This window comes from Arthrobacter sp. efr-133-R2A-120 (assembly GCF_030209835.1).
Taxonomy (GTDB): domain Bacteria; phylum Actinomycetota; class Actinomycetes; order Actinomycetales; family Micrococcaceae; genus Arthrobacter.
Window position 1 is genome coordinate 186,217 of sequence record NZ_JARVRF010000003.1, and the last position, 24,135, is coordinate 210,351.

20 protein-coding genes and 1 tRNA gene are annotated in these 24,135 nt (G+C 64.0%); 11 read left to right on the top strand and 10 right to left on the bottom strand.

The window, feature by feature from the left end; genetic code table 11:
• Positions 1-21: 21 nt before the first annotated feature.
• From QRN52_RS02750 to QRN52_RS02765, 4 genes are all read left to right on the top strand, one after another.
• Positions 22-94: transfer RNA gene (locus tag QRN52_RS02750), tRNA-Arg, on the top strand.
• A 295-nt stretch (positions 95-389) separates the two neighbouring features.
• On the top strand, positions 390-560 hold the full coding sequence (locus QRN52_RS02755; protein ID WP_284751241.1) for a hypothetical protein: 171 nt from the start codon (positions 390-392) through the stop codon (positions 558-560).
• 115 nt (positions 561-675) lie between these two features.
• The gene (locus QRN52_RS02760) at positions 676-1,692 is read left to right on the top strand and encodes a M4 family metallopeptidase (RefSeq protein WP_284751242.1); all 1,017 of its coding nucleotides are present in this window, start codon (positions 676-678) and stop codon (positions 1,690-1,692) included.
• A gap of 33 nt (positions 1,693-1,725) precedes the next feature.
• Complete coding sequence (locus QRN52_RS02765; RefSeq protein ID WP_284751243.1) at positions 1,726-2,049, top strand: protealysin inhibitor emfourin; 324 nt, start codon at positions 1,726-1,728, stop codon at positions 2,047-2,049.
• Here QRN52_RS02765 and QRN52_RS02770 read toward each other — a convergent pair.
• Entirely contained in the window at positions 2,046-3,014 is a 969-nt protein-coding gene (locus tag QRN52_RS02770) for a GlxA family transcriptional regulator (RefSeq protein ID WP_284751244.1), read from the bottom strand. The genes QRN52_RS02765 and QRN52_RS02770 overlap by 4 nt on opposite strands.
• 81 nt (positions 3,015-3,095) lie before the next feature.
• Between QRN52_RS02770 and QRN52_RS02775 the strand changes: the two genes are divergently transcribed.
• From QRN52_RS02775 to hrpA, 3 genes are read left to right on the top strand one after another with little or no spacing between them, the layout of a single operon-like run.
• Entirely contained in the window at positions 3,096-3,260 is a 165-nt protein-coding gene (locus QRN52_RS02775; protein WP_284751245.1) for a hypothetical protein, read from the top strand.
• Between the two features lie 59 nt (positions 3,261-3,319).
• A complete protein-coding gene (locus tag QRN52_RS02780; protein WP_284751246.1) occupies positions 3,320-4,306 on the top strand; it encodes a helix-turn-helix transcriptional regulator in 987 nt (328 codons plus the stop codon).
• 13 nt (positions 4,307-4,319) lie between these two features.
• Positions 4,320-8,276 carry an ATP-dependent RNA helicase HrpA gene (gene hrpA, locus QRN52_RS02785; RefSeq protein ID WP_284751247.1) on the top strand — a complete coding sequence of 1,319 codons (3,957 nt, stop codon included), beginning with the start codon at positions 4,320-4,322 and terminating at the stop codon, positions 8,274-8,276.
• 237 nt (positions 8,277-8,513) lie between these two features.
• On the opposite strand, the gene QRN52_RS02790 is transcribed toward hrpA, so the two are convergent.
• The 3 genes from QRN52_RS02790 to QRN52_RS02800 all read right to left on the bottom strand — a co-directional run bounded on the left by QRN52_RS02790 (position 8,514) and on the right by QRN52_RS02800 (position 11,061).
• The gene (locus QRN52_RS02790; protein WP_284751248.1) at positions 8,514-8,942 is read right to left on the bottom strand and encodes an HIT family protein; all 429 of its coding nucleotides are present in this window, start codon (positions 8,940-8,942) and stop codon (positions 8,514-8,516) included.
• Positions 8,939-10,129, bottom strand: a complete 1,191-nt coding sequence (locus QRN52_RS02795; protein ID WP_284751249.1) for an NAD(P)-dependent alcohol dehydrogenase — start codon at positions 10,127-10,129, stop codon at positions 8,939-8,941. The genes QRN52_RS02790 and QRN52_RS02795 overlap by 4 nt, the downstream gene beginning before the upstream one ends.
• A gap of 77 nt (positions 10,130-10,206) precedes the next feature.
• Positions 10,207-11,061, bottom strand: a complete 855-nt coding sequence (locus QRN52_RS02800; RefSeq protein ID WP_284751250.1) for a sulfurtransferase — start codon at positions 11,059-11,061, stop codon at positions 10,207-10,209.
• A 115-nt stretch (positions 11,062-11,176) separates the two neighbouring features.
• Here QRN52_RS02800 and cds1 point away from each other — a divergent pair, with 115 nt between their 5' ends.
• Positions 11,177-12,265 carry an L-cysteine desulfhydrase Cds1 gene (gene cds1, locus QRN52_RS02805; RefSeq protein ID WP_284751251.1) on the top strand — a complete coding sequence of 363 codons (1,089 nt, stop codon included), beginning with the start codon at positions 11,177-11,179 and terminating at the stop codon, positions 12,263-12,265.
• Between the two features lie 18 nt (positions 12,266-12,283).
• On the opposite strand, the gene QRN52_RS02810 is transcribed toward cds1, so the two are convergent.
• Positions 12,284-12,940, bottom strand: coding sequence for an MBL fold metallo-hydrolase (locus QRN52_RS02810; RefSeq protein WP_284751252.1), 657 nt, complete (start codon positions 12,938-12,940; stop codon positions 12,284-12,286).
• 109 nt (positions 12,941-13,049) lie between these two features.
• Between QRN52_RS02810 and QRN52_RS02815 the strand changes: the two genes are divergently transcribed.
• Entirely contained in the window at positions 13,050-13,532 is a 483-nt protein-coding gene (locus QRN52_RS02815; RefSeq protein WP_284751253.1) for a Fur family transcriptional regulator, read from the top strand.
• Here QRN52_RS02815 and QRN52_RS02820 read toward each other — a convergent pair.
• From QRN52_RS02820 to QRN52_RS02840, 5 genes are all read right to left on the bottom strand, one after another.
• Complete coding sequence (locus tag QRN52_RS02820) at positions 13,529-14,446, bottom strand: metal ABC transporter permease (protein WP_284751254.1); 918 nt, start codon at positions 14,444-14,446, stop codon at positions 13,529-13,531. The genes QRN52_RS02815 and QRN52_RS02820 overlap by 4 nt on opposite strands.
• Positions 14,447-15,280 carry a metal ABC transporter ATP-binding protein gene (locus tag QRN52_RS02825; RefSeq protein ID WP_459341271.1) on the bottom strand — a complete coding sequence of 278 codons (834 nt, stop codon included), beginning with the start codon at positions 15,278-15,280 and terminating at the stop codon, positions 14,447-14,449.
• A gap of 121 nt (positions 15,281-15,401) precedes the next feature.
• The gene (locus QRN52_RS02830; protein ID WP_284751256.1) at positions 15,402-16,364 is read right to left on the bottom strand and encodes a metal ABC transporter solute-binding protein, Zn/Mn family; all 963 of its coding nucleotides are present in this window, start codon (positions 16,362-16,364) and stop codon (positions 15,402-15,404) included.
• A 124-nt stretch (positions 16,365-16,488) separates the two neighbouring features.
• The gene (locus QRN52_RS02835) at positions 16,489-17,559 is read right to left on the bottom strand and encodes a hemolysin family protein (protein ID WP_284751257.1); all 1,071 of its coding nucleotides are present in this window, start codon (positions 17,557-17,559) and stop codon (positions 16,489-16,491) included.
• Positions 17,556-19,037 (bottom strand): hemolysin family protein, encoded by a 1,482-nt coding sequence (locus tag QRN52_RS02840; protein WP_284751258.1) that lies wholly within the window; start codon positions 19,035-19,037, stop codon positions 17,556-17,558. Before QRN52_RS02840 ends, QRN52_RS02835 begins: the two co-directional genes overlap by 4 nt.
• A 532-nt stretch (positions 19,038-19,569) precedes the next feature.
• Between QRN52_RS02840 and QRN52_RS02845 the strand changes: the two genes are divergently transcribed.
• Both QRN52_RS02845 and QRN52_RS02850 read left to right on the top strand, forming a co-directional pair.
• On the top strand, positions 19,570-23,376 hold the full coding sequence (locus QRN52_RS02845; protein WP_284751259.1) for a multifunctional oxoglutarate decarboxylase/oxoglutarate dehydrogenase thiamine pyrophosphate-binding subunit/dihydrolipoyllysine-residue succinyltransferase subunit: 3,807 nt from the start codon (positions 19,570-19,572) through the stop codon (positions 23,374-23,376).
• 144 nt (positions 23,377-23,520) lie between these two features.
• The gene (locus QRN52_RS02850; RefSeq protein WP_284751260.1) at positions 23,521-24,120 is read left to right on the top strand and encodes a GDSL-type esterase/lipase family protein; all 600 of its coding nucleotides are present in this window, start codon (positions 23,521-23,523) and stop codon (positions 24,118-24,120) included.
• Positions 24,121-24,135 lie beyond the last annotated feature (15 nt).

Here is a 24,135-nt window from a genome sequence, read left to right on the forward strand (position 1 = left end):
CAACGGACGGGAGCCCCGGATGCCCTCGTAGCTCAGGGGATAGAGCGTCTGCCTCCGGAGCAGAAGGCCGTAGGTTCGAATCCTATCGAGGGCACAACAGAAAACCCCGCCAGTTCAAGGAACCGGCGGGGTTTTTCTTTGCGTGGCCACGTTGCGCCTGGCAGGTTCCGTACCAGGCAACAAAAGGTGGAAAACTGCGTCACGTTTGGCCGTCTGCCAACACAAGGTTCTTGTGCAGACGACAAAAAGACTTGAGCAGACACCTCAAGAGGAGCCCGCGGCAGCGTTCCCCGAGCTCGATGCCACGGCCCCGGTCCTCGCCGGGAAACTCTCGCGGCTCCCAGCAGGGTAACTCGCAACCATCCTTTGCCCACAACCCGAGGACACCCATGCCTGAATGTGAAGCCGCCCGCCGCAACAAACAAGCCCTCCACGAAATCGAGCTGGCATGGGGCAATGGCATCGTGAACCTCGGCAAGCTGCAACGGATCCTGAAGGGCCCCGAAGGCGACGCGGAACCGTTGCCGGCATGCCCGCATGAGGCCTCATCGTCGTCGTGAAGCGGACATGCCGCGCCGGGCCGGCTATAAAGTCAGTGGCCGCTCCTAAGCTGTTCGTACCCGTCCAACAGGTACGAAAGGGTTCGCCGTGATCTGTTCCATCATTCCTCCCTACATGCTGCGAAGGCTGGCGGCACAGCACGAGCCCCGCCTGAGGGTGATTGCGCGCGCGGCCAAGGAGTCCCTGCTCCACATCAAGAACCTCCAGGCCGCCCGCTCGCTTCCGGTGCCGGTCCCGGTGCCCACAGCGCGCCAGGCCAAGCCCGGTCCGCCCAAGAGGACCATCTACGATGCCAACTCCACCGAAGCCTTGCCCGGCAAGCTCGTCCGCAAGGAGAAGGGTCCGGCGACGGGCGATGCGGCCGCGGATGAGGCCTACGACGGATTGGGCGAGACACACGCGCTTTATGCCGAGGCGTTCAGCTGGAATTCGATCGACGGCGCCGGGCTGAAACTCGATGCCACCGTCCACTACGGCGAGCTGTACGACAATGCCTTCTGGAACGGCAGCCAAATGGTCTTCGGTGACGGCGACGGCGAGATCTTCCAGAGATTCACGAAGTCGCTCAGCGTGATAGGGCACGAGCTCGCCCACGGCGTCACCCAGTACACGGCAGCCCTCGCCTACCGGAACCAGGCCGGAGCGCTCAACGAGTCCATGTCGGATGTTTTCGGGGCGCTCGTGGAGCAATATGCCAAAAAGCAATCTGCCGCCGAGGCGAGCTGGCTGATCGGCGAGGGCTTGTTCACCGACGCCGTCCAAGGCGCCGCGCTCCGGTCCATGAAAGCACCAGGGACCGCGTATGACGACGACGTGCTCGGCAAAGATCCGCAACCGGACTCCATGGACACCTACGTCCGCACCACCGCGGACAACGGCGGTGTCCACATCAACTCAGGCATCCCCAACCGGGCGTTCTCCCTTGTCGCCCTGGAGCTGGGTGGCAATGCGTGGGAGGCCCCGGGACAGATCTGGTACAACACGCTGACTAGCGGCTCACTGCCTGCCACGTGCACCTTCGGGCGCTTCGCCAAGGCCACAGTGGCGTCGGCAGAGGAACTCTTCGGCGCCGGCTCAAACGAGCATGACGCAGTCCGTAAGGCATGGGAAACTGTGAAGGTAAAGCTCTAGCAACACCTCTCAGAGCAGTGGAAGCCGCAGAACATGAAAATCACTGTCCAGCGCAGCGGTGGCGTCGCTGCGATCACACGCGTCTGGACCGTGGATGCCGCCACCTCCGAAGATAAACGGCGCTGGATGCCGATCGTGGAGGCCTGCCCTTGGGACCAGGTGCCATCCGGCGCGCAGGCCAAAGGGCAAACGCCCGCGCGGGCAGCCGGGAAAGCGTCCGGGCAAGCCGACCGGTTCATGTATTCGATCCGCGCCGGACAACACAGGGCCACCCTTCCCGAGACCGATGTCACCGGACCTTGGCACACCCTCGTTGAGAATGCCAAGGTAGAGGGCCGGGAGACCCTTCGCCGCTAGCCAACCTCCGCCAGCTGGCCGCGGAAAGCCCTCCTGTACGACTGCGGGCTCGTGTCCAGGACCTTGGCGAAGTGGTGCCGCAGCAGCACGGAATGTCCGAACCCGGCTTCGCGCGCGACCTCGTCGATATTCAACTCCGTGGTTTCAAGGAGCTCCTGCGCCCGGAGCACCCGTTGCGAGTTGAGCCACGCCGCCGGTGTGGCACCCGTTTCGGCCCGGAACCGGCGTGCGAAGGTCCGGGCTGACATGTGCAGCCGGGACGCCAACTCTCCGACGCTGTGTTCGTGCTCGAGGTTCTCCACCATCCAGCGAAGCAAGGCCTCCATGGGCGCGGAGCCGCACGTGGGCATGGGCCGGTCGATGAATTGGGCCTGGCCGCCGTCGCGGTGCGGCGGAACCACCATGTCGCGGGCGATGGCGGCGGCAACGTTGGCGCCGAGCTCGACGCGAATCAGATGCAGGCAGGCGTCAATGCCGGCCGCCGTGCCGGCACTTGAGATGATCGTTCCGTCCTGGACGTAGAGCACATTTTCGTCCACGTGAACCTTCGGATACCTACTGGCCAGGTCCTGTGAATAGTGCCAGTGCGTAGTGCAGCGGCGCCCGTCCAAGAGCCCTGCGCGCGCAAGCGCGTAGGCCCCGGAGCAAATCGACATGACCCAGGCACCCCGTTCATGCGCCGCCCGCAGCGCATCCAACACAGATTCCGGAACATCCTCATCCCGTCCGTACGGGGCCATGATGACCAGGTCGGCATCGGCCGTAGCCTCCAGCCCCAGGTCGACATACATCGACAGGCCGGACTTCATCTTCACGTCTCCCGGGACGGGAGTACAAACCCTGAAGTCAAAGCCGGGAACGCCGCTCCCCCGGTCCGCCCGGTCAATCCCGAACACCTCGTAGGCGGTTCCGAATTCGAAGATCGAGAAGTTGGGAACAACAATGATCGCCACCGTTTTCAACATAGATCCAGTGTGGCAGAAAATTGCCTAAATGGGTCGTTTCTGCCACTGTTTCTTGAAGGGGATGAGGAACACGATGGAGTCATGGAATTCATCGGAGTCTTACTCTTCATCATTCTCATCATCACTGCCGCCGCTTCCATCTCAGCGGTCCTTCGGGACGGCCCCGGCCGCCTTCCCGACCGTTCCGAGCCTTGGACCGCGAGGGACCTGCCTAACAACTCATGCTGGACACTGCGCGCCTTCTAAGCACAGTCTGCCCCTGAACACGGACGACTTTTGTCCGCATCGTGGGCTAGATTCAATGCATGATCCAAACGTCCGCCAGGCTGCTGCAATTGCTGTCCTTGTTGCAGGTCCGGCGCGAATGGACCGGCCCGGCATTGGCCAACCGGATGGGTGTCACGGAGCGCACCGTCCGCCGCGATATCGACAAGCTCCGGAACCTTGGCTATCCCATCCATGCTTCGCCGGGCATGGCCGGCGGCTACCAACTGGGCGCCGGAGCCCAGCTCCCGCCGTTGCTCCTCGACGACAATGAAGCTCTCGCCGTCGCCTTGGGGCTGAGCTCGGTGGCGGCGGGTCCCGTGGCCGGTATCGGCGAAGCATCGGTTCGCGCCCTCGCCAAACTTGAGCAGGTGCTGCCCTCACGTCTCCGCCCGAAGTTCGCGATGCTCAAGGCCGCGGTCACCACACTGCCCAGCAACGCGGCGTCGGTAGACCCTCAACAGCTCACGGTGGTCTCTGCGGCGATCGCGGACAAGCGACAACTCAGTTTCGACTACGTCAAGGCCGACGGCGACGCCGGGCGGCGCCTGGTGGAACCATACCGGCTCGTCGACACCGGGCGGCGCTGGTACCTCGTCGCGTGGGATGTGGACCGGGAAGACTGGCGCACGTTCCGCGCCGACCGCATCGCCTCGTTGCCGGCTGAACGGAAGAAGTACGTGCCGCGCCCCCTGCCCGCCAAGGACCTCGCGGACTACGTCCAGCGCTCCGTGACCCGCTCGCCTTACCGCTACGACGTCGTCGTGCGCCTTCACGCCCCCATCGGCGAGGTGGCCGCCGTCGTCGGCCCGCAGCTCGCGAGCTTGAGCGACGACGGCGGGAACGCCACCCTGCTCCGCGCCGGCTGGGACAGTCTGGCGCAGCCGGCGGCACACCTCGCAGCGCTCGACATGGACTTCGAGATCATCTCTCCGGAAGAGTTCAAGGAGTACGCCCGCACCATGGCCGGGCGATTGGAAAAAGCCGCGGGGAACCACGCAATGCAAGGCGACGCGCCGCCACAGTAGACTGTCAGCAGCCATGACACTTCATATTTCCTACCCCGCAGAGCTGCCCGTCTCCGAGCGCCGCGAGGACTTGATGGCGGCCATCGCCGCAAACCAAGTGACCATCATCGCCGGCGAAACCGGTTCCGGCAAGACCACGCAGATCCCCAAAATGTGCCTGGAGCTCGGCCTCGGGGACAAGGGCCTGATAGGCCACACCCAGCCGCGCCGCCTTGCCGCGCGTACCGTTGCCGAACGCATCGCCTTCGAGATGGGCGTGGAGATCGGGCAGGAAGTGGGCTTCCAGGTCCGTTTCACCGGCGAAGTCAGCAGGGCTACCAAAATCAAGCTGATGACCGACGGCATCCTGCTGGCCGAGATCCAGCGGGACAAGCTGCTACGGAAGTACAGCGCCATCATCATCGACGAGGCACATGAGCGCAGCCTCAACATCGACTTCATCCTCGGCTACCTCAAGCGGATCCTGCCGCAAAGGCCGGACCTGAAAGTCATCATCACCTCGGCCACCATCGACCCCGAACGTTTCGCGAAGCATTTCGGCAGCGAAGAAGAACCCGCGCCGATCATCGAGGTCTCGGGCCGCACCTACCCGGTGGAAATCCGTTACCGGCCGCTGTCCCAACCGGCCGGCGGTGCACCCGGTGAAGACGAAGACGCGTCCGACGACGAGCTTGAGGAAGACCGCGATCCCCTCGACGCCGTGTGCGACGCCGTCGACGAGCTTGCGCTTGAGGCTCCGGGAGACATCCTGGTGTTCTTCTCCGGCGAGCGCGAGATCCGCGACGCCGCGGAAGCCTTGAACGGCCGGATCCAAGCCAACCGCAGGTTGGCGGGCACGGAAGTCCTGCCGTTGTTTGCCCGTTTGAGCTTGCAGGAGCAGCACAGGGTCTTCAACCCGGGCGGCAAGAGGCGGATAATCCTTGCCACCAACGTCGCGGAAACGTCCTTGACCGTTCCCGGCATCAAGTACGTCATCGATACCGGCACGGCCCGCATCTCGCGCTACTCGCACCGCACCAAGGTGCAACGGCTGCCGATTGAACGTGTTTCACAGGCCTCGGCAAGCCAGCGCTCCGGCCGCTGCGGCCGCGTGTCCGAGGGTATCGCCATCCGGCTCTATTCCGAGGAAGACTTCGAGTCCCGCCCGCAGTTCACCGATCCGGAGATCCTGAGAACCAACCTTGCCGCCGTCATTCTGCAGATGACGGCCATGGGTGTAGCCCGCGGCCCCAAGGACGTCGAGAACTTCCCGTTTGTTGAGCCGCCGGACTCCCGTGCCATCAACGACGGCGTCACGCTGTTGCGCGAACTCGGCGCCTTGAGCGCTGCCCGCACGAGCGGCGCCGCCGACAACCTGGGCGGCCTGACCGCCGTCGGGCAGAAGTTGGCCCAGCTCCCGGTGGACCCCCGGCTCGGCCGGATGATCGTTGAGGCCGGAAAGCGCGGTTGTGTCAAGGAAGTCATGATCCTGGCAGCTGCTCTGACTATCCAGGACCCGCGCGAGCGCCCGACGGACAAGCAGCAGCTTGCCGCGGAGAAGCACGCACGCTTCCGGGACGAGAACTCGGACTTCACCGGATTCCTGAACCTGTGGAACTACATCCAGGAAAAGCAGCAGGAGCTCTCCTCCACGCAGTTCCGCCGGCTGTGCAGGAACGAGTTCATCAACTACCTGCGCGTCCGCGAATGGCAGGACCTCTTCCAACAATTGCGCCAGCTCGCCAAGCCGCTGGGCATCACTATCGACAACAAGCGCGAGGCCGACCCCGTAGGAAACAACGAGGGAATCCACATCAGCTTGCTCTCGGGACTGCTGAGCCACATCGGCATGCTGGACGAACGCAAGCGCGAATACGCCGGAGCACGCGGCAGCCGTTTCGCCATCTTCCCGGGCTCGGCGTTGTTCAAGAAGTCGCCCGCCTTCGTCATGGCCGCGGAATTGGTTGAAACAAGCCGGCTCTGGGCCCGGGTCGCGGCGAAGTTCGATCCCTTGTGGGCCGAGCAGGTTGCACCGGACCTCGTGAAGCGCTCCTACAGCGAGCCCCACTGGTCCAGCCGTACGGGCTCAGTCATGGCGCACGAGAAGGTGATGCTCTACGGAGTCCCCATCATCCCGAACCGCCGCATCAACTACGGCAGGATCGATCCGGAGCTCTCCCGCGAACTCTTCATCCGGCATGCCCTCGTAGAGGGAGACTGGAAGACCCACCACAAGTTCTTCCACCGCAACCGCGCCTTGCTCCTCGAAATCGAGGAACTCGAGACGCGCATGCGCCGCCGCGACATCCTGGTGGACGACCACACGCTTTTCGAGTTCTACGACTCCAGAATCGGCAAGGACGTGGTCTCCGAACGCCACTTCGACAAATGGTGGAAGGAAGCCCGCCAGCAGGAACCCACCTTGCTGGACTTCGACCAATCGCTGCTCATCAGCGAGGACGCGGAAGCCCTGGATGATTCCGCCTACCCGAAAACCTGGCTGCACAAGGGCTTTGAGCTGCCCCTGAGCTACGAGTTCCATCCAGTCGCCCCCGGCTCGCCGCCCAATCCCTCGGATGGTGTCACGGCCGAGGTTCCCGTTCTGTTCCTCAACCAGCTCGATGACGCCGCTTTCCGTTGGCAGATACCCGGCCAGCGGGTGGAGCTCGTCACGGCCTTGATCAAGTCGCTGCCAAAACACCTCCGCAAGAACTTCGTGCCGGCCCCGGATGTCGCCCGGCAAGCGGCGGCTGCCTTGGAGGCCGACTTCGATCCTGCCTCGGACGATCTTGAGGCCTCACTTGAGCTGGTGCTGCGCCGAATCCGGGGACACATCATTCCTCCGGGATCGTGGAATTGGGACGCCGTTCCGGCGCACCTGCGTGTCAGCTTCAAGGTAGTGGACAGCCGCGGCAAGGTGCTCGACGAAGGCAAGGACCTCGCCGCTCTCCAGGAGCAGCTGGCTCCGGTTACCCGCCGTGCCATCGCCGAATCCCTCGGGGCAACACCCGCGACGACGGCACGCGTCAACGGTCCGAAGGGCGCTGCACATGCCGGCGGTGCCGGATCCCCCAGTGGAAACGGCAGCGGCGGCGCGACCCCTCAGGCCACCGGTTTCCTCTCAGAGCAAACCGGGCTCACCGCGTGGACTTTCGGAGCTATCGAACGCCAAGTGACGCGCACGGTAAAGGGGCACGATGTCACGGGTTTTCCCGCTCTCGTGGACGAAGGCAAATCGGTAGCGTTGCGCGTGTTCCAGACCCGCGCGGAGCAGGAGTCTGCAATGCGGGGCGGGGTTATCCGGCTGCTCGCCCTGCGTGTTCCCGCCCCGGACCGCTACGTCCTCGAACATCTGAACAACACGGAGAAGTTGACGTTCAGCCAGAATCCCCATGGTTCGGTGAGCGCCTTGATCGCGGACTGCGTCCTGGCGGCCATCGACAAACTGACTCCAGCCGAACTTCCATGGGACAAGGAGGCGTTCGATGCCCTGTACGAGCTGGTCCGTGCGGAACTGATCGACACCGTCTTCACGGTGACCGCCGTCGTCGAACGCGTTTTGGGGAGCACCCGGCGGATCGAGAAGCAACTCAAGGGCAGCACGAGCCTCGCCTTGATCAGTGCACTCAACGACATGAAGAGCCAACTGGAGCAACTCGTGTTCCCCGGTTTTGTAGCACGGACGGGCTACGCCCAATTGAGCCAGTTGCCCCGGTATTTGGCCGGAATCGAGAAGCGCCTCGAAAAGCTCCCGAACAATGTCCAGCGCGACGGGCTGAACATGTCGGTGGTGCAGGCGCTGGAGGACGACTACGACGACGCCGTCTCCGCACTGTTGCCCGGCCGACGCGCAGGAGCGGAGTTAACACGGGTGCGCTGGATGATCGAGGAACTTCGCGTGAGCCTTTTCGCCGTCGAGCTCGGCACGGCCTACTCGGTCTCGGAAAAGCGCATCCGGACGGTCCTCAACCAGGCTCTGGCACCCGCGTAGCGCGGTGACGGGCGGAAAAATACCCGCCACCCCGCTCCGCTCCTCCCGGGATGCGTCGGGTTGCCACGAGGATACCGACGCTCGCTCACCTCTATGGCCAATTCCCCCGACGCTCGCTCACCTCTATGGCCAATTCCCCCGACGCTCGCTCACCTATACAGGCATTCCTTGCCAAAGGTAAGCGAGCGTTCGGGAAAACACCGCCAAAGGTGAGCGAGCGTTGCCCAGGAGCAAACCTCAGTCCGCCGGAACGAACTCTCCGTGTCCGGCGGCGACGAGGCCGGCGCGGAGTTTCGCCGCGTTCGCGTCGAGCCGGGCAGGGTCCGGGTTGTGCTCTACGGTTCCGAAGTCGAAGTCGGCCAGGGACGTTGCCGGGAAGACGTGGACGTGGAAGTGCTCCACTTCGAAGCCCACCACGGACAGTCCCGCCCGTGGTGCGCCAAACGCCTCCACTTGTGTCTTGCCGATTGTCTGCGCGACGGACATGACCTTGTTGAGGAGCTCGGGAGGGACGTCGGTCCAGCGGTCCACCTCTTCGCGCGGCACCACGAGCGTGTGGCCGTCGGTAAGCGGGGCGATGGTCAGGAAGGCCACCACGTCGTCGTCCTTCCAGACAAAGCGTCCGGGGATCTCGCCGTTGATGATCTTGGTAAACAGGGTGCTCATACGTCTGCCTTTTCCGAAGCGGGCTGAAGGGTCTTGGTATCGAGGACGAATCGGTATTTTACGTCGCCGGCAACCATGCGGTCGTAGGCTTCGTTGAGTTGCCGGGCAGTGACGACTTCCACATCGCTGACTACGCCGTGCTCGGCACAGAAGTCCAGCATTTCCTGGGTCTCGGCAATGCCGCCGATCAACGAGCCCGCGTAGGAGAGCCGGCGTCGGATCAGCACCCCGGGACTGACCGGAGGCATGGCGGTGGGAGGGAGTCCCAATTGGAAGAGGGCGCCGTTCAGCCGCAAGGTCCGGAAGTACGGGTTCAGGTCATGGGGCGCCGCGACGGTGTCGATAATGACGTCGATAGTGCGGTCGGCGCCTTCCATGGCTTCGGGGTCCTTCGAGAGGATCACGTCGTCCGCACCGAGCTCTATTGCCGCCTCGACCTTGGCATCCGAGGTGGTGAAGACCACCACCTGCGCCCCCATGGCCTTCGCGATCTTGACCGCCATGTGGCCGAGTCCGCCAAGTCCGACGACGCCCACAACGTCCCCCTCCTCGACGTCGAAGTAGCGAAGCGGCGAGTAGGTTGTGATGCCCGCGCACAGCAAGGGCGCCGCCGCGGCCGGGTCAAGGCCCTCGGGCACGCGCAACACGAAGCGGCGGTCAACCACCACCGACGTCGAATAACCGCCTTGGGTGATGGCGCCGCCGTTCCGGGCGTCTTTCACCCCATAGGTGCCGACGTTTCCGCGTTCGCAGTACTGCTCGAGGCCTTCGAGGCAGCTATCGCACTCGCGGCAGGAATCCACCAAGCAACCGACTCCCACGAGGTCTCCGGGCGCGAAGTCGTCGACGGCGGAGCCCACCCTGCTGACCCGGCCCACGATTTCGTGGCCTGGGACGAGCGGATAGTTCTGGGTCCCCCATTCGCCCCGTGTCGCGTGGACATCGGAGTGGCAGAGGCCGCAGAAATCGATCTCGATCTCGACGTCGTCTTCCTTGGGAACGCGGCGGGCCACCGTCAGCGGGACAAGCCCGCTGTCCGCAGAAGTGGCGCCGTATGCGGCCGCGAGTGTCGGAGTGCGCTGCGCGGCCACGCGTGTTGATGGCGTGGCAGGGGTGGGGTCCGCTGTCTCGTCACTCACGACGAGCGGCTTGCCAAGGGGCGGAGGAACGGGGCGTCCGGGAGTCATGCCTCGACGCTACCCCCGCGGGCTGATTTTTTGCCACTCTGCCCCGTGACGCCAGCCAGCTGCACCGCGGCCAAGTCTCAGTGGCCCGGAGTACCCAGCGGCGCTGCACCGGTGGCGACCGGGTTGGCGTCGAGCGAGGACCATTGCGAAAACGAGCCCGGGAACAGGGCTGCCCTGAATCCCGCGATTTCGAGGGCTGCGATTTCGTGGGCTGCCGTTACCCCCGAGCCACAGTAGACCGCTACCTTGCTGCCCTCGTCGATGCCCAGGGCCGCGAATCTGTTGCGGAGCTGCGCTGCGCGAAGGAATGTGCCGTCCGGTCCGAGGTTTCCGCTGGTGGGGGCGCTCAGCGCGCCCGGTATATGTCCCGCGCGGGGATCAATGGGTTCGAATTCGCCGCGGTAGCGCTCCCCCGCCCGGGCATCGAGAAGGATTCCCCTGCTGTGCCAATCAGCCGCATCCTCCATGCTGATGGCATCCATGTGGCCGTGTCCAAGCACGACGTCGCCCGGAACCGGCGGTTGTTCGTCCTGCGCCAGCGGGTAGCCGGCAGCGCGCCAGGCACCCAATCCGCCGTCGAGCAGGAAGACGGAATGGAAACCGGCGTCGCGGAGCAGCCACCACAACCGCGCCGCGGCGGTGCTGCCGCTGTCGTCGTACGCAACCACAGTGTCGCCGTCGTTGATTCCCCAGGCGCGGGCACTCCGCTGCAACGCAGCGGTCGGGGGCAACGGGTGCCTGCCTTGGCCCTCGGCCGTGGGATCGGCGAGCTCGTTATGCAAGTCCACGTAGACTGCCCCGGGAATGTGGGCTTGGCGGAAGTGCGAATGACCGTGCGGATCGCCCAACACCCACCGGACGTCGAGCAACACGGTCCGTTTGCCCGCATCCACGCGGTCCTTGAGCGCGGCTACGTCAATGAGGGTGGCCATCAAATCTCCTTCGTTTTGCTGCGTCTACCAAACCATTTCGAAGCTGCCGCCATGCAGCTGCCGACCGGCTACCAGCCTATCCTTGGGCGGCAGCCTCCGCCGGTAGGCTGGATCGGTGAGCACTCTACGCAACCAGGACCGGGCATGGGCCAGCGAGGCAATCCGACGCATCGAGGCCGAGAACAACCGATCGGCGGACACGCACCTCTACGCGGTGCCGCTCCCCGAGCATTGGGGTGTCCAGCTTTACCTCAAGGACGAGTCCACCCACCGCTCGGGCAGCCTCAAGCATCGCTTGGCCCGCTCGCTCTTCCTCTACGGCCTGGTCAATGGATGGATCACGGAAGGGACCACCATCGTGGAGGCTTCCAGCGGGAGCACAGCGGTGTCCGAGGCATATTTCGCCAGGCTGATCGGGCTTCCGTTCATTGCCGTGATGACCCGGACCACGAGCCCCGAAAAGATCGCGCTCATCGAAGAGTTCGGTGGCGCCTGCCTCCTCGTAGACCACGCCTCGGAGGTCTACGCGATGGCCGAGGAGGTTGCCCGGACGTCCGGCGGCTACTACATGGACCAATTCACTTTTGCTGAGCGCGCCACCGACTGGCGGGGCAACAACAACATCGCGGAATCGATCTTCGAGCAGCTCGCGCTTGAGGAGCATCCGGTGCCCGAGTGGATCGTGGTGGGCGCCGGCACCGGGGGAACCAGCGCCACCATCGGCCGGTACCTGCGGTACCACTGCCACTCAACCCGGCTGGCCGTGGTCGATCCGGAAAATTCCGCGTTTTATCCCGGCTGGCGCGACGGCGTATCGGACTACTCCACGGGCATGCCATCCAGGATCGAAGGCATCGGGCGGCCGCGCATGGAGCCCAGCTTTGTCCCGGCCGTCATCGACACCATGATCCAGGTTCCCGATGCCGCCTCGGTGGCTGCCATGCGGCACCTGCGCCGGCTGGCAGGGCTCCACGCCGGGCCCTCCACGGGAACCAACCTATGGGGTGTTTGCCAACTAATCGGCGAGATGGTGGCCCAGGGAAAGCGCGGCAGCGTTGTGTCACTTATGTGCGACGCCGGTGATCGCTACACGGGGAGCTACTACAACCCGGACTGGATCGCCGAGCGTGGCCTGGATCCTGCACCGTATGAGGCTGTCCTGGCCGACTTCTTCGAGACGGGCAAGTGGCCAAGCAGCATGTAGGCGGCGCAGCGGAGTGAGCTAGACCTCCACCGATTCGCGCGGCGACAACCTTGCATAGCTGGTCCCGTACTTCGCGCCGATCCGGGTTACGTGGCCTTCCACCAAACCGCGTCCGAGTTCGTTGAGCAGGCCATCGTGGACCGGGTAGGCCTTGGGTGCGCGGACCGCGATCACGAAGTCAACCACTTCGCCCACCTTTGACCACGGCGCGTGGATGGGCACCAGCAGGGTTTGCACGTCGATGCCATCGGGGACGACGAATGAGTCCCCGGGGTGGAAGACATTTTCGTCCACGAGGTAGCCGATGTTGGCCACCACCGGAATCTGCGGGTGGATGAGGGCATGCTGCCCTCCGAAGGAACGGATCGCGAAGCCCCCGGTTTCAAAGGAGCTGCCGGGTTCGACGGCGTGTACACGCTCGCCGTCGTCGCCCGCCTTCTCGGCAAGTTGGGACGCGACACCGGAGGGTGCGTGCACCTGCAGCACTGGGTTTCCCTTGAGGGCACCAACGACGGCGTCGGCGTCCACGTGGTCGGCGTGCTCGTGGGTGATCAGCACAGCATGGGCGCCCGCAAGGGCTTCCTCGGACTCCGAAAATGTCCCGGGATCAATCACGAGGACCTGGTCATCCTTTTGCAGACGGACACAAGCGTGGGTGAACTTGGTGAGCTTCATGGAGCCAGCCTAGGGGCGGGCCTCCGATGGTGTCCACGAACCGGCGTCCAAGCGTGGCCGGCTGGTAACGTTGGTGTTTGCGAACATCCACATCGAAATGAGTCCACGAATGTCACAGGGCGCCAATGCCGCCACGTCCGGGCCCTCAGCCGAGCCGCTTCCGGCCGCCAAGGATCCCGCCGTCAAAGAGCAGCGCGTCACCAAGCAACGCCTGGCCGTCAGCGCCGCCCTGGACGAACTCGACGACTTCGTGAGCACCCAGGAACTGTACCGGCTGCTCCAGAACCAGGGCGTCTCGGTATCCCTGGCCACGGCTTACCGCATTCTTCAGTCGCTTGCCGACGACGGCCTGATCGATGTCCTTCGAAATGCCGATGGTGAAGCCGTCTACCGCCGCTGTGCGGTCACGGGCCACCACCACCATTTGCTGTGCCGCAATTGCGGCAAGGCCGTTGAAGTGGAAGCTCCGGCAGTAGAGACGTGGGCGGCCCGCGTGGCTGCCGAGAACGGCTACACCGAAGTGGCGCACACGGTGGAGATTTTCGGGCTGTGCCCTGAGTGCACTGCCAAGAAGGCTGCGGGCCTGCTCTAGCCGGCTACCGGCTGGTCTTCCACTGCCTGGCCCATGGCAGCGTGGGGACGGACTACCCTGCCGTTGATTCCGCGTTTGGCGCGTACGTTGCCGATGATCCGGCACACCACATAAATCAGGAACGACAACGTGGTGACATACGGGCTGATGGGAATCCTGCTGCCGAGCGCCAGGAGAATGCCGCCTACAGTCGCGGTGATCGCAAAGACCACGCTCAACAAGACCACGAGCCGCGGCGAAGTGGTCACCCGCAGGGCAGCAGCCGCGGGCGTGATCAGCAGGGCCAGCACCAGAAGCGCGCCGACTATCTGGATGGACAAGGCAACGCTCACTCCGAGCAACACCATGAAGGCAATTGCCAAACCGCGGACAGGCACTCCCCTGGCTTCCGCCATCTCGGGATCCACGCTGGCGAAGCTGAGCGGGCGCCATATCGCGGCCAGGGCGAGCATGACCACCACGGCCGTGCCTGCCAGGACCTGGAGCTGGACGGTGTCCACCGAAACGATCTGGCCGGTCAGAAGCCCGAACTTGTTGGCCGCCCGGCCCTGGTAAAGGGCAAGGAACAAGATGCCTAGGCCTAGCCCGAACGGCATGATGACGCCGATGATCGAGTTCTTGTCCCGCGCCCGGACGCCCATGAGTCCCAGAAGCAGCGCAGCCGCGACGGATCCCGCGAGCGAACCGAAAATGATGTCCGCCCCGATGAGCAGGGCGAAGGAGGCGCCGGCGAAGGACAACTCCGAAATCCCGTGCACCGCGAAAGCGAGGTCCCGCTTCATGACAAAGGTGCCTATGAGCCCGCCGAGCAGGCCAAGGACCGCACCGGCCCAGATGGAATTCTGGACCAGCGCCAGCAGTTCGCCGTAGTTTTCAAAGTTGAAGATGGTGTGCAGGATGCTGCCGAGATCCATTTAGTGGCCTTCTTCCACACCGGCGTGGGCGTCATCGTGGTAGTGGGTAGTGGCGTCCGGGAGTCCGACGACGACGATCCTGCCGTTCGCGCGGATGACCTCAACGCGGCTGTTGTACAGCTCGGAGAGAACCTCGGTGGTCATGACCTCCTCCGGTGTTCCCACCCGGAACCTGCCGCCGGCAAGGTAGAGGACGCGGTCCACGTAGTCGATGACCGGGTTGATCTCGTGGGTCACGAAAACCACGGCGCTGTTCCGCTCATGGCATTGCTGGTTGATGAGGGCACTCACGGCCTGCTGGTGATGCAGGTCCAAGGACAGCAGCGGTTCGTCACAGAGCAGGAGTTCAGGCTCGGCGGCAAGGGCTTGCGCAACACGGAGCCGCTGTTGCTCTCCGCCGGACAATTGACCAAGAGGCACGCGGGCGTAATCACTCGCCCCCACTAAATCCAGGAGGGCGTCGACACGCTCATTGACGGCTTTGGCCTTGATCCGCAGGCCCCAGCGGTGGCCGTCGACGCCCAGGGCAACCAAGTCCCTGGCACGCAAGGGCGTATCCGGAGCAAAGGACTTCTGCTGCGGTATGTAGCCGATCTTCCGGCTGCCACGCTCCACGGGGTGTCCCGCCACAGTCACCGTCCCCGAGTGAAGCTGCTGCAAGCCGAGCAGGACCTTGAGGAAGCTCGTCTTGCCGCTGCCGTTGGGACCGAGCACAGCGAAGAACTCACCCGCCTGGATGTCCACGTCGAGGTCCTTCCAGAGGGCCCGTTGGCCGAACTGGAGGCCCGCGCCGCGAAGGCTCACTACCGGTGTCAAAAAGATTCCTCGATCCATGGGGTTCGCGAAGCTATGTTGCTGGTGGCCTGCACTTGGATGAACAGAGAGGGCCCCGCAGCCGCCCTGTACATCTTAGGACGATTGCGGGGCCCGTCTGTTCTTAACTTGTCGGCGCCGTCTACTTGCTCAGGGCAGCAGCAACGTGGCTCACGTTGTCCGTCATCCAGGCAACGTAGTCCTTGCCCTCGGGAAGTGTCTCGGTGAAACCGACCACCGGAACACCGGCAGCAGTTGCTGCGGCCTTCAGCTTTTCCGTCTCGGCGCTGGCGGTCTGCTCGTTGTACGCGAGGAAGCGAACGGACTTCGAGGAAATCAGATCGCTCGTTTCCTTGACCGCTGCCGGCGGAACGTCCGAGCCGACCTCAATGGCGTGGCTGAATTCCTCAGGCGTCTTGTTCTCCAAGCCGGCGGCTTGAAGCAAGTAGCCCGGGACGGGCTCGGTGATGGCGACCGGAGCGGAACCCTTGGATGACTTGATTTCAGCGACTTTGGCGCTGAGTCCGGTCAGCGAGGACTTGAACTTGTCAGCGTTGGCGGTAAAGGCCTTGGCATCGGCGGGGTTCAGGCTTCCGAGCTTCGCAGCGACAGCATCGGCCACTTTCGCCATCGCGTCGAAGTTGTACCAGACATGCTCGTTGAACCCTTCCGGCACCGCTGCGGGAGATGCGCCGGCCGTCGCCGTGGGAAGGAGCCCGGAAACATTGACCGCGGTGACGGTTTTGTCCGCCGCCACCTTGCTGTCATCGGCCAGCTTGCTGAAGAAGTCGTCGTAGCCCGCACCATTGTCGATCACCAGTTGGGCCTTGGAGACGGCCAGCTTGTCCTGGGTGCTTGCCTCGTAGGAGTGCGGATCCTGGCTGGTCTTGCTGATGATGGAAGTGACAGACACTTTGTCACCGCCGACGCTCTTGGCGATGTCGCCGTACACGCTGGTGGAGGCCACCACATCGATCACTCCGGAGGACGACGACGGCGCAGTCGCGGCGGGTGCCGCGCATGCGGAAAGCAGGACGGCTAGGCCGGCGGAAGCGGCAAGCGAAAGGCGGGTGGCAAGGGAAAGTCGGGCGGCTGTACGACGCACGGGAAACCTCGGATCTACCGAATCAAACACAACAGGGACTCAAATGAGTGTACCCACAAATGGGAATGATTCCTATTTAGAAAATCTGAGGGACTTGCTGGCCCCCTCGGGGGCCAGCAAGAGGTTACGCCGACTCGGTTCCGCCCAGCCGTCGGATTCCCCTGGCCTGGGTGGCGTCACGGATTTCACCCACAAGCTGCTCGATCACGTCTTCCAGGAACAACACACCGAGGGTCGCGCCGCCCGTCCCCACAACCCTGCCCAGGTGCGAGCCGGTCCGTTGCATCACGGACATGGCATCTTCAATCTCGTCCTCGGGTGCGAGGTTCACGAGGGACCGGATCCGGCTTTCCGCAATCGGATAGCGGCGTCCTTCTTCGGGGATCGAGAGCACGTCCTTGATGTGCAGGTAGCCTGTCAGCTCGCCGTCGTCGTCCAACACCGGGAAACGGGAGAAACCGGTACGGCTGACCGCTTTCTCCAGTTCGCGCGGCGTGGACCCGGGCTTGAGCATCACGAGCTTGTCGAGCGGCACCATGATGTGAGCCGCGGTGTGCTCGGAAAATTCGAGCGCGCCGCTCAGCAGGCCGGCGTCGTCATCCACCAACCCGTGGCGGGTCGATTCCTGGACGATCGATTGCACCTCTTCAAGCGTGAAGGAGGAGGTCACCTCGTCCTTCGGCTCGATCTTCATCAGGCGCAGAATGCGGTTGGCCAACCAGTTCAGCGTCCAGATAACTGGTTTCACGAAACGGGCGATGTGAACCAACGGCGGCGCCAGCAGCAAGGCGGCCTTGTCCGCCACGGAAACCGAGATGTTCTTGGGGACCATCTCGCCAAAGGTCACATGCAGAAACGTGACCGCCAGCAAGGCAACCGCAAAAGCGATGACGTCTGCCAATTCAACAGGGATGCCCACGGACTCCAGCGGCGCCCCCAGCAAATGGTGGATGGCAGGTTCGGCCACAAGGAGAATCAGCAAGGAACACACGGTAATGCCAAGCTGGGCGCACGCCAGCATCAGCGAGACGTGCTCCATCGCATACAGGGTGGTCTGCGCGCGCTTGGAACCGCCTTGGGCCAAAGGCTCTATCTGGCTGCGGCGCGCGGACATCACGGCAAACTCGGCGCCGACAAAGAAGGCATTGCCGATCAACAGCGCCACGAGCCACAGGATTCCTACCCAGTCGCTCATGCGGCACGTCCCTTGCGGTTGGTTTTGGCTACGGGGTTGCCAACGGCATCGCCTGCCGAACCGCCGGAGCCCCTACCCAGCCGCTTGCCGGCTTGCTTCCTGCTTTGCCATCCGCCCGAATCGCTTTCCGCTGTGCCATTTTCGCCGGTGCCGTCACCGTCGTCGCCGTCATCGTTGGTGTCGGGCGCCGTGGGGTGGAAACAAATGCGGTCGATCCGGCGGCCGTCCATCCGGGTGACGGCCAGCGTGCCGCCGCCCGCCTCGACGACGTCGCCGACCATCGCGATCCGTCCCAGTTGGCTCATGACGTAACCACCCACGGTTTCGTAGGCGGGGTCGTCGGGGACCGTGAGGCCCGGGATCTGTTCGCTAACCTCGTCCGGACGCAATAGTCCGGGGAAATACCAGTCGCCCGAGGCGCTCTGGAGCAATCCGGGCCGGACTCTGTCGTGTTCATCCGCCACTTCGCCGACGATTTCCTCCACCAAGTCCTCAAGCGTAGCGATTCCCGCGGTTCCTCCGTACTCATCGAGCACGACGGCGAGTTGCAGGTTGCCCTCGCGGAGTTCCAGGAGCAGGGCGTCAAGGTGGATGGTCTCAGGAACGCTCAGGACCTCGGACATGATGGCTCCGGCCTCGAGCCGGCTCCTGCGTTCGGACGGAACGGACACGGCTTTCTTGATGTGCACCACGCCCCGGATGTCATCGGCCGATTCGCCAATGACCGGGAAGCGCGAATACCCGGTCCGCCGGGCCGCTTCGATGATGTCCGATACCGGTTGGTCGGCATCGATGGTTTCCATGCGGATGCGCGGGGTCATGACATCGGCCGCCGTACGCGCCGAGAAGTTCAGGGTCCGGGCAACAAAGTTGGCCGTCCCGGCGTCGAGGGTTCCCAGCTCTGCCGAACGGCGCACCAGGGAGGCCAGTTCAGAAGGCGAGCGGGCACCGGAGATCTCTTCCTTGGCCTCGAGTCCCACGAGGTTGAGCATCTTGTTCGAGAAGCCATTGAGCACAACGATTGCGGGCTTGAACACGGCCGTGAACAGCAGTTGCGGGCGGGCCAGCGCCCGGCCCAGCGGGAATGCCAATGCCAGGGCCATGTTCTTGGGGACGAGTTCGCCGATCAGCATCGACAAGGCGGTGGCGAACGTCATGGCCAGGACGAGCGACAAGGACTGCGCAGCAGCCTCAGGCAGCCCGGCCCAGAGCAGCGGTCCGTGCAATAGGGAGCCAACGGACGGCTCCATGACGAAACCGGTCAGCAGGGTAGTGAGGGTGATCCCCAATTGGCAGCTTGAGAGCTGGGTGGAAAGGGATTTGAGGCATTTGAGCAACGCAGCGGCGGCGTGGTCGCCGCCGTCGACCGCTCTTTGGACGGTTGACTGGTCGAGTGCCACGAGCGAGAACTCGACGGCGACAAAGAAGCCGGTGCCCAGAATCAGGAGTATGCCGGCGAGAAGGAAAAGCCACTCCATTAGAGGCCGCCGGATAGCGCGGACGGCTGGAGCAGGGCACCAGGAGGGCTAAAGGCTTGTTGACCCGGCGGGGGTTGGTCGGACGCAGCGGATGAATGATCCGCCGACCGGCCGGCCAAGAGCTCCGGGGTGCGATGGGCATGTGTACGGGCATTGCCGGCTCTGCGGGTGCGTTGCGCGGAGATTGCCGAACGGCTTCCCCTGCAGCTCCCAGGCCGGCACCTAGAATTACTGTCCATAAGAATTCAAGTCTACAGTCCGGCCGGCGCACGACTTCACCGGCAGGGGCACGGTTCCCGACGCGTCAAACGGTAGGAAAAACCCGTGGAAGAAGACCCCTCCCAGGACGTAAAGGCCGGGCCATATCGCGATTGGCATGATTTAGGTCACCACTATTGGCAGATAGCCTCCGCTCGTCACTAGACTGGCTAGGGTCTGAGTTCGCGGGACCCAGACCCTGGCTCGCCTTTGCACCCCTTGCAGTTCCCCGGGCCAGCTGGAAATCAACACTCATGGAAGAGGCGTATTTCAAGTGCCAGAGCAGCCAAGCCACCGTCTACCCGAGGAATTTGGCGGAAACGAGTGGCTCGTTGACGAACTGTACGAGCGGTACCAGCAGGACAAGAATTCGGTCGACGCCAAGTGGTGGCCGCTTTTCGAGTCCTTCGACACCGCTGACGGCACTTCCTCCAACGGAACGTCCGCAGCCCCTGCAAACCCTCCCACTCGCGAACTTCCCCTCGTGGCACAGGCCGCGGCAACGGCAATGACGCCGGTTGCGCCCGCGGTTGCCCCGGCAGCTGCCCCTGCGGCACCGGCTCCGGCCGCACCTGCGGCACCGGTCAAGAAGGCTCCGGCCACTGTCGCCAAGGACGGCGCTCAGAAGCCATCCGACGGCAGCCAGTCCCAGCCGATCCCGGCACAGCTTCCCAAGAGCACCAAGGCTCCCACCCCGCCGGAAGAGGACGTCGTCTCCGTCCTCCGTGGCCCGGCCAAGGCCATCGCTTCCAACATGGTCCTGAGCCTCGAGGTTCCTACCGCCACGAGCGTCAGGGCCGTTCCCGCCAAACTCCTGATCGACAACCGCGTTGTCATCAATTCCAACCTTGCCCGCGCCCGTGGCGGCAAGGTCTCCTTCACCCACCTCATCGGCTACGCAGTGGTTCGCGCCCTGTCCCAGTTCCCGTCGATGAACGTCTACTACGACGAAGTAGATGGCAAGCCCGTTGCCGTGCAGCCCGCACACGTCAACTTCGGCATCGCCATTGACATGCCCAAGCCCGATGGCACGCGCCTCCTGATGGTTCCCAACATCAAGAAGGCCGAGACCATGAACTTCGCGGAGTTCTGGCACACCTACGAAGACCTCATCAAGCGCGCGCGCAACGGCAAGCTCACGGCGGACGACCACGCGGGCACCACCGTCTCCCTCACAAACCCGGGTGGCATCGGTACCGTGCACTCCGTGCCCCGGCTTTCGAAGGGCCAGGCCGCCATCATCGGCGTCGGAGCCCTCGACTACCCGGCTGAATGGCAAGGCGCGAGCGAGAAAATCATCGCCCAAAACGCCATCAGCAAGATCCTCACGCTGACGTCCACGTACGACCACCGCGTCATCCAAGGCGCCGGAAGCGGCGAGTTCCTCAAGCTCGTCCACCAGCTCCTCCTTGGTGCCCAGAACTTCTACGACGAAATCTTCGAAGCGCTGCGCATTCCCTACGAGCCCGTCCGTTGGAGCCCCGACCTCCAGGTGGACCCGGCCGACGAGATCAACAAGGTCGCCCGCATCCAGCAGTTGATCCACTCCTACCGGGTCCGCGGCCACCTCATGGCAGACACGAACCCACTCGAATATGTCCAGCGCAAGCACCCGGACCTTGACGTCCTGACCTACGGCCTCACGCTGTGGGACCTGGACCGCGAGTGGCCCACCGGCGGCTTCGGCGGCAAGCCGATGCTCAAGTTCCGCGACATCCTGGGCGTTCTCCGCGACGCCTACTGCCGCACCACGGGCATTGAGTACATGCACATCCAGGAGCCTGAAGAACGCAAGTGGTTCCAGGACCAGGTGGAGCACCCGTACTCCAAGCCGAGCCGCGAAGAACAGCTGCGCATCGTGTCCAAGCTCAACGCGGCAGAGGCTTTCGAAACCTTCCTGCAGACCAAGTTCGTGGGCCAGAAGCGATTCTCCCTCGAAGGCGGGGAATCCCTGATTCCGCTGCTGGACACCATCATTTCGGACGCCGCCGACGACGGACTCGACGAAGTCGCTATCGGCATGGCACACCGAGGCCGCCTCAACGTGCTCACCAACATCGCGGGCAAGACGTACGCCCAGGTGTTCCGCGAGTTCGAAGGAACCCAGGACCCGCGCTCCGTGCAGGGTTCGGGCGACGTCAAGTACCACCTCGGTACCGAGGGCACGTTCACCTCGGACAACGGCAACGAGACCAAGGTCTACCTCGCGGCCAACCCGTCCCACCTTGAAGCGGTGGACTCCGTGCTTGAAGGCATTGTCCGGGCCAAGCAGGACCGGCTGGACCAGGGCGAGGCGTTCCCCGTTTTGCCCATCATGGTTCACGGCGATGCCGCCTTTGCCGGCCAGGGCGTTGTGGCGGAAACGCTCAACTTGTCCCAGCTGCGCGGTTACCGTACCGGTGGAACCATCCACATCATCGTGAACAACCAGGTCGGTTTCACCACCGCACCGTCGTCATCGCGTTCTTCGACGTACTCCACCGACGTGGCCAAGATGATCCAGGCGCCGATCTTCCATGTGAACGGCGACGACCCCGAGGCCGTGGTGCGCATCGCCCAGTTGGCCTACGAGTTCCGCCAGCGCTTCCACAAGGACGTCATTGTGGACATGGTGTGCTACCGCCGCCGTGGACACAACGAGGGCGACGACCCCTCGATGACGCAGCCGCTCATGTACAACCTGATCGAAGCCAAGCGCTCCGTCCGCAAGCTCTACACGGAATCCCTCATCGGCCGTGGCGACATCACCGAGGACGAAGCCGAGCAGTTGCTGCGCGACTACCAGGAACGCCTCGAACGCGTCTTCGCGGAGACCCACGCCGCGCAGACTTCGCCCATCCCGATCATCACGGCGGACTCCGCCGCGGTTTCGGACATCGAGCGCCCCATCGCCCAGCAGGCGGACTTCGGTACCAACGCGCCCGCCACCACCGCCATTTCAGCCGAAATGCTCCAGCGGATCGGCCAGGCGCACCTCGATATTCCGGAAGGCTTCACGGTCCACTCCAAGCTCAAGCAACTCCTTGAGAAGCGCGAGCAGATGTCCCGCGAAGGCGGCATCGACTGGGGCTTCGGCGAGATCGCGGCCTTTGGTTCCCTCGTCATGGAGGGCGTACCCGTCCGCCTTGCCGGCCAGGACTCCCGCCGTGGCACTTTCGTGCAACGTCACGCCGTCTTCCACGACCGCGCCAACGGCAGCGAATGGATGCCGCTGGGCAACCTGAGCGAGAAGCAGGCCAAGCTGTGGATCTACGATTCCTTGTTGTCCGAATACGCAGCCATGGGCTTCGAATACGGCTACTCCGTGGAACGCCCGGACGCCTTGGTGTTGTGGGAAGCCCAGTTCGGTGACTTCGTCAACGGTGCGCAGACCATCATCGACGAATTCATCTCCTCGGCCGAGCAGAAGTGGGGCCAGCGCTCCTCGCTCGTGCTCATGCTGCCCCACGGCTACGAAGGCCAGGGACCGGACCACTCGTCCGCACGCATCGAGCGCTTCCTGCAGCTTTGTGCCGAGGACAACATGATCGTGGCGAACCCCACCACCGCCGCCTCGCACTTCCACTTGTTGCGCCGGCAGGCCTACAGCCGTCCCCGCAAGCCGCTCATCATCTTCACCCCGAAGCAGCTTTTGCGCCTCAAGGGTGCAGCCTCCGCGGTGGAGGACTTCACCACGGGCGGCTTCAAGCCGGTCATCGGCGAACACGAGCCCCTCCAGGCCCAGAGCGTTGACCGCGTGATCCTGGTTTCCGGCCGTCTCTACTACGATCTTCTGTCGAACCGCCAGAAGACCGGCGACACCTCGACGGCAATCATCCGACTGGAGCAGCTGTACCCGCTGCCCCAGGCCCAGATCGAGGCGGAACTGGCCAAGTACCCGAACGCCGACATCGTCTGGGCGCAGGACGAACCGGCCAACCAGGGTCCGTGGCCGTTCATCGGTTTGAACCTGCCGCAGGCACTGGACCGCAAGGTCCGACTCGTTTCGCGTCCGGCATCGGCTTCGACGGCAGCCGGTTCCATGAAGCGCCACAGCGCCGAGCAGGCCACGTTGCTCAAGCAGGCATTCGAACGCAAGTAGGCCCTAATATAAGAAGGCTGCCCGGCTGGAGGTTCAATACCCGCTTCCAGCCGGGCAATTCTGTTTAATGGAACAAGTGTCCGGTGATCAAGCCGCCCGGCCGGGCACAGTGCAAGGACCGCAACGTTTGGTGAAGAGGTAACTGTGGAAGACAGGAAGCTGCGCATCGCAGCTGTTGGTGATGAACTACTCGCCGGGCTCGGTGACCCCAGGGCTTTGGGCTGGCTCGGACGGGTTCTTGCGCGAACTCCCCAGGACTCCGTTCTTGTGGAGAGCTACTCTCTTCCCTGCCCCATGGAGGGCACAGAAGGCCTTGCGGGGCGCTGGCTCGACGAAGCCGGGAGGCGCTTCAGCAACGTCCACGAAAACCGCCTCGTGATCGGCTTGTCCGGCCGCGACATCGAATTCGGCGTCTCCACGGCACGCAGCCGCCTCAATCTGGCCAATATCCTGGACGGGGCGTCCCAAAGCAACATCGAAGTGTTCGTCGTCGGTCCGCCACCCACGCTGGACCCGGCCAAGAACCGCAGGATCGCCGAACTGAACGCAGCATTTGCGGACGTCACCACCCGCCGCAACCACCAATACGTCGACACGTTCTCGCCGTTGCTCAACCACGAACAATGGCGCACGGACCTCGCAGCGAATGGCGGCACACCGGGCCAGGCGGGCTACGGGCTCATGGCCTGGCTTGTGTTGCACCGCGGCTGGTTCCAGTGGCTGAGGATCGCCCAGCCGGAATAACCGGGGCAAAAGCCC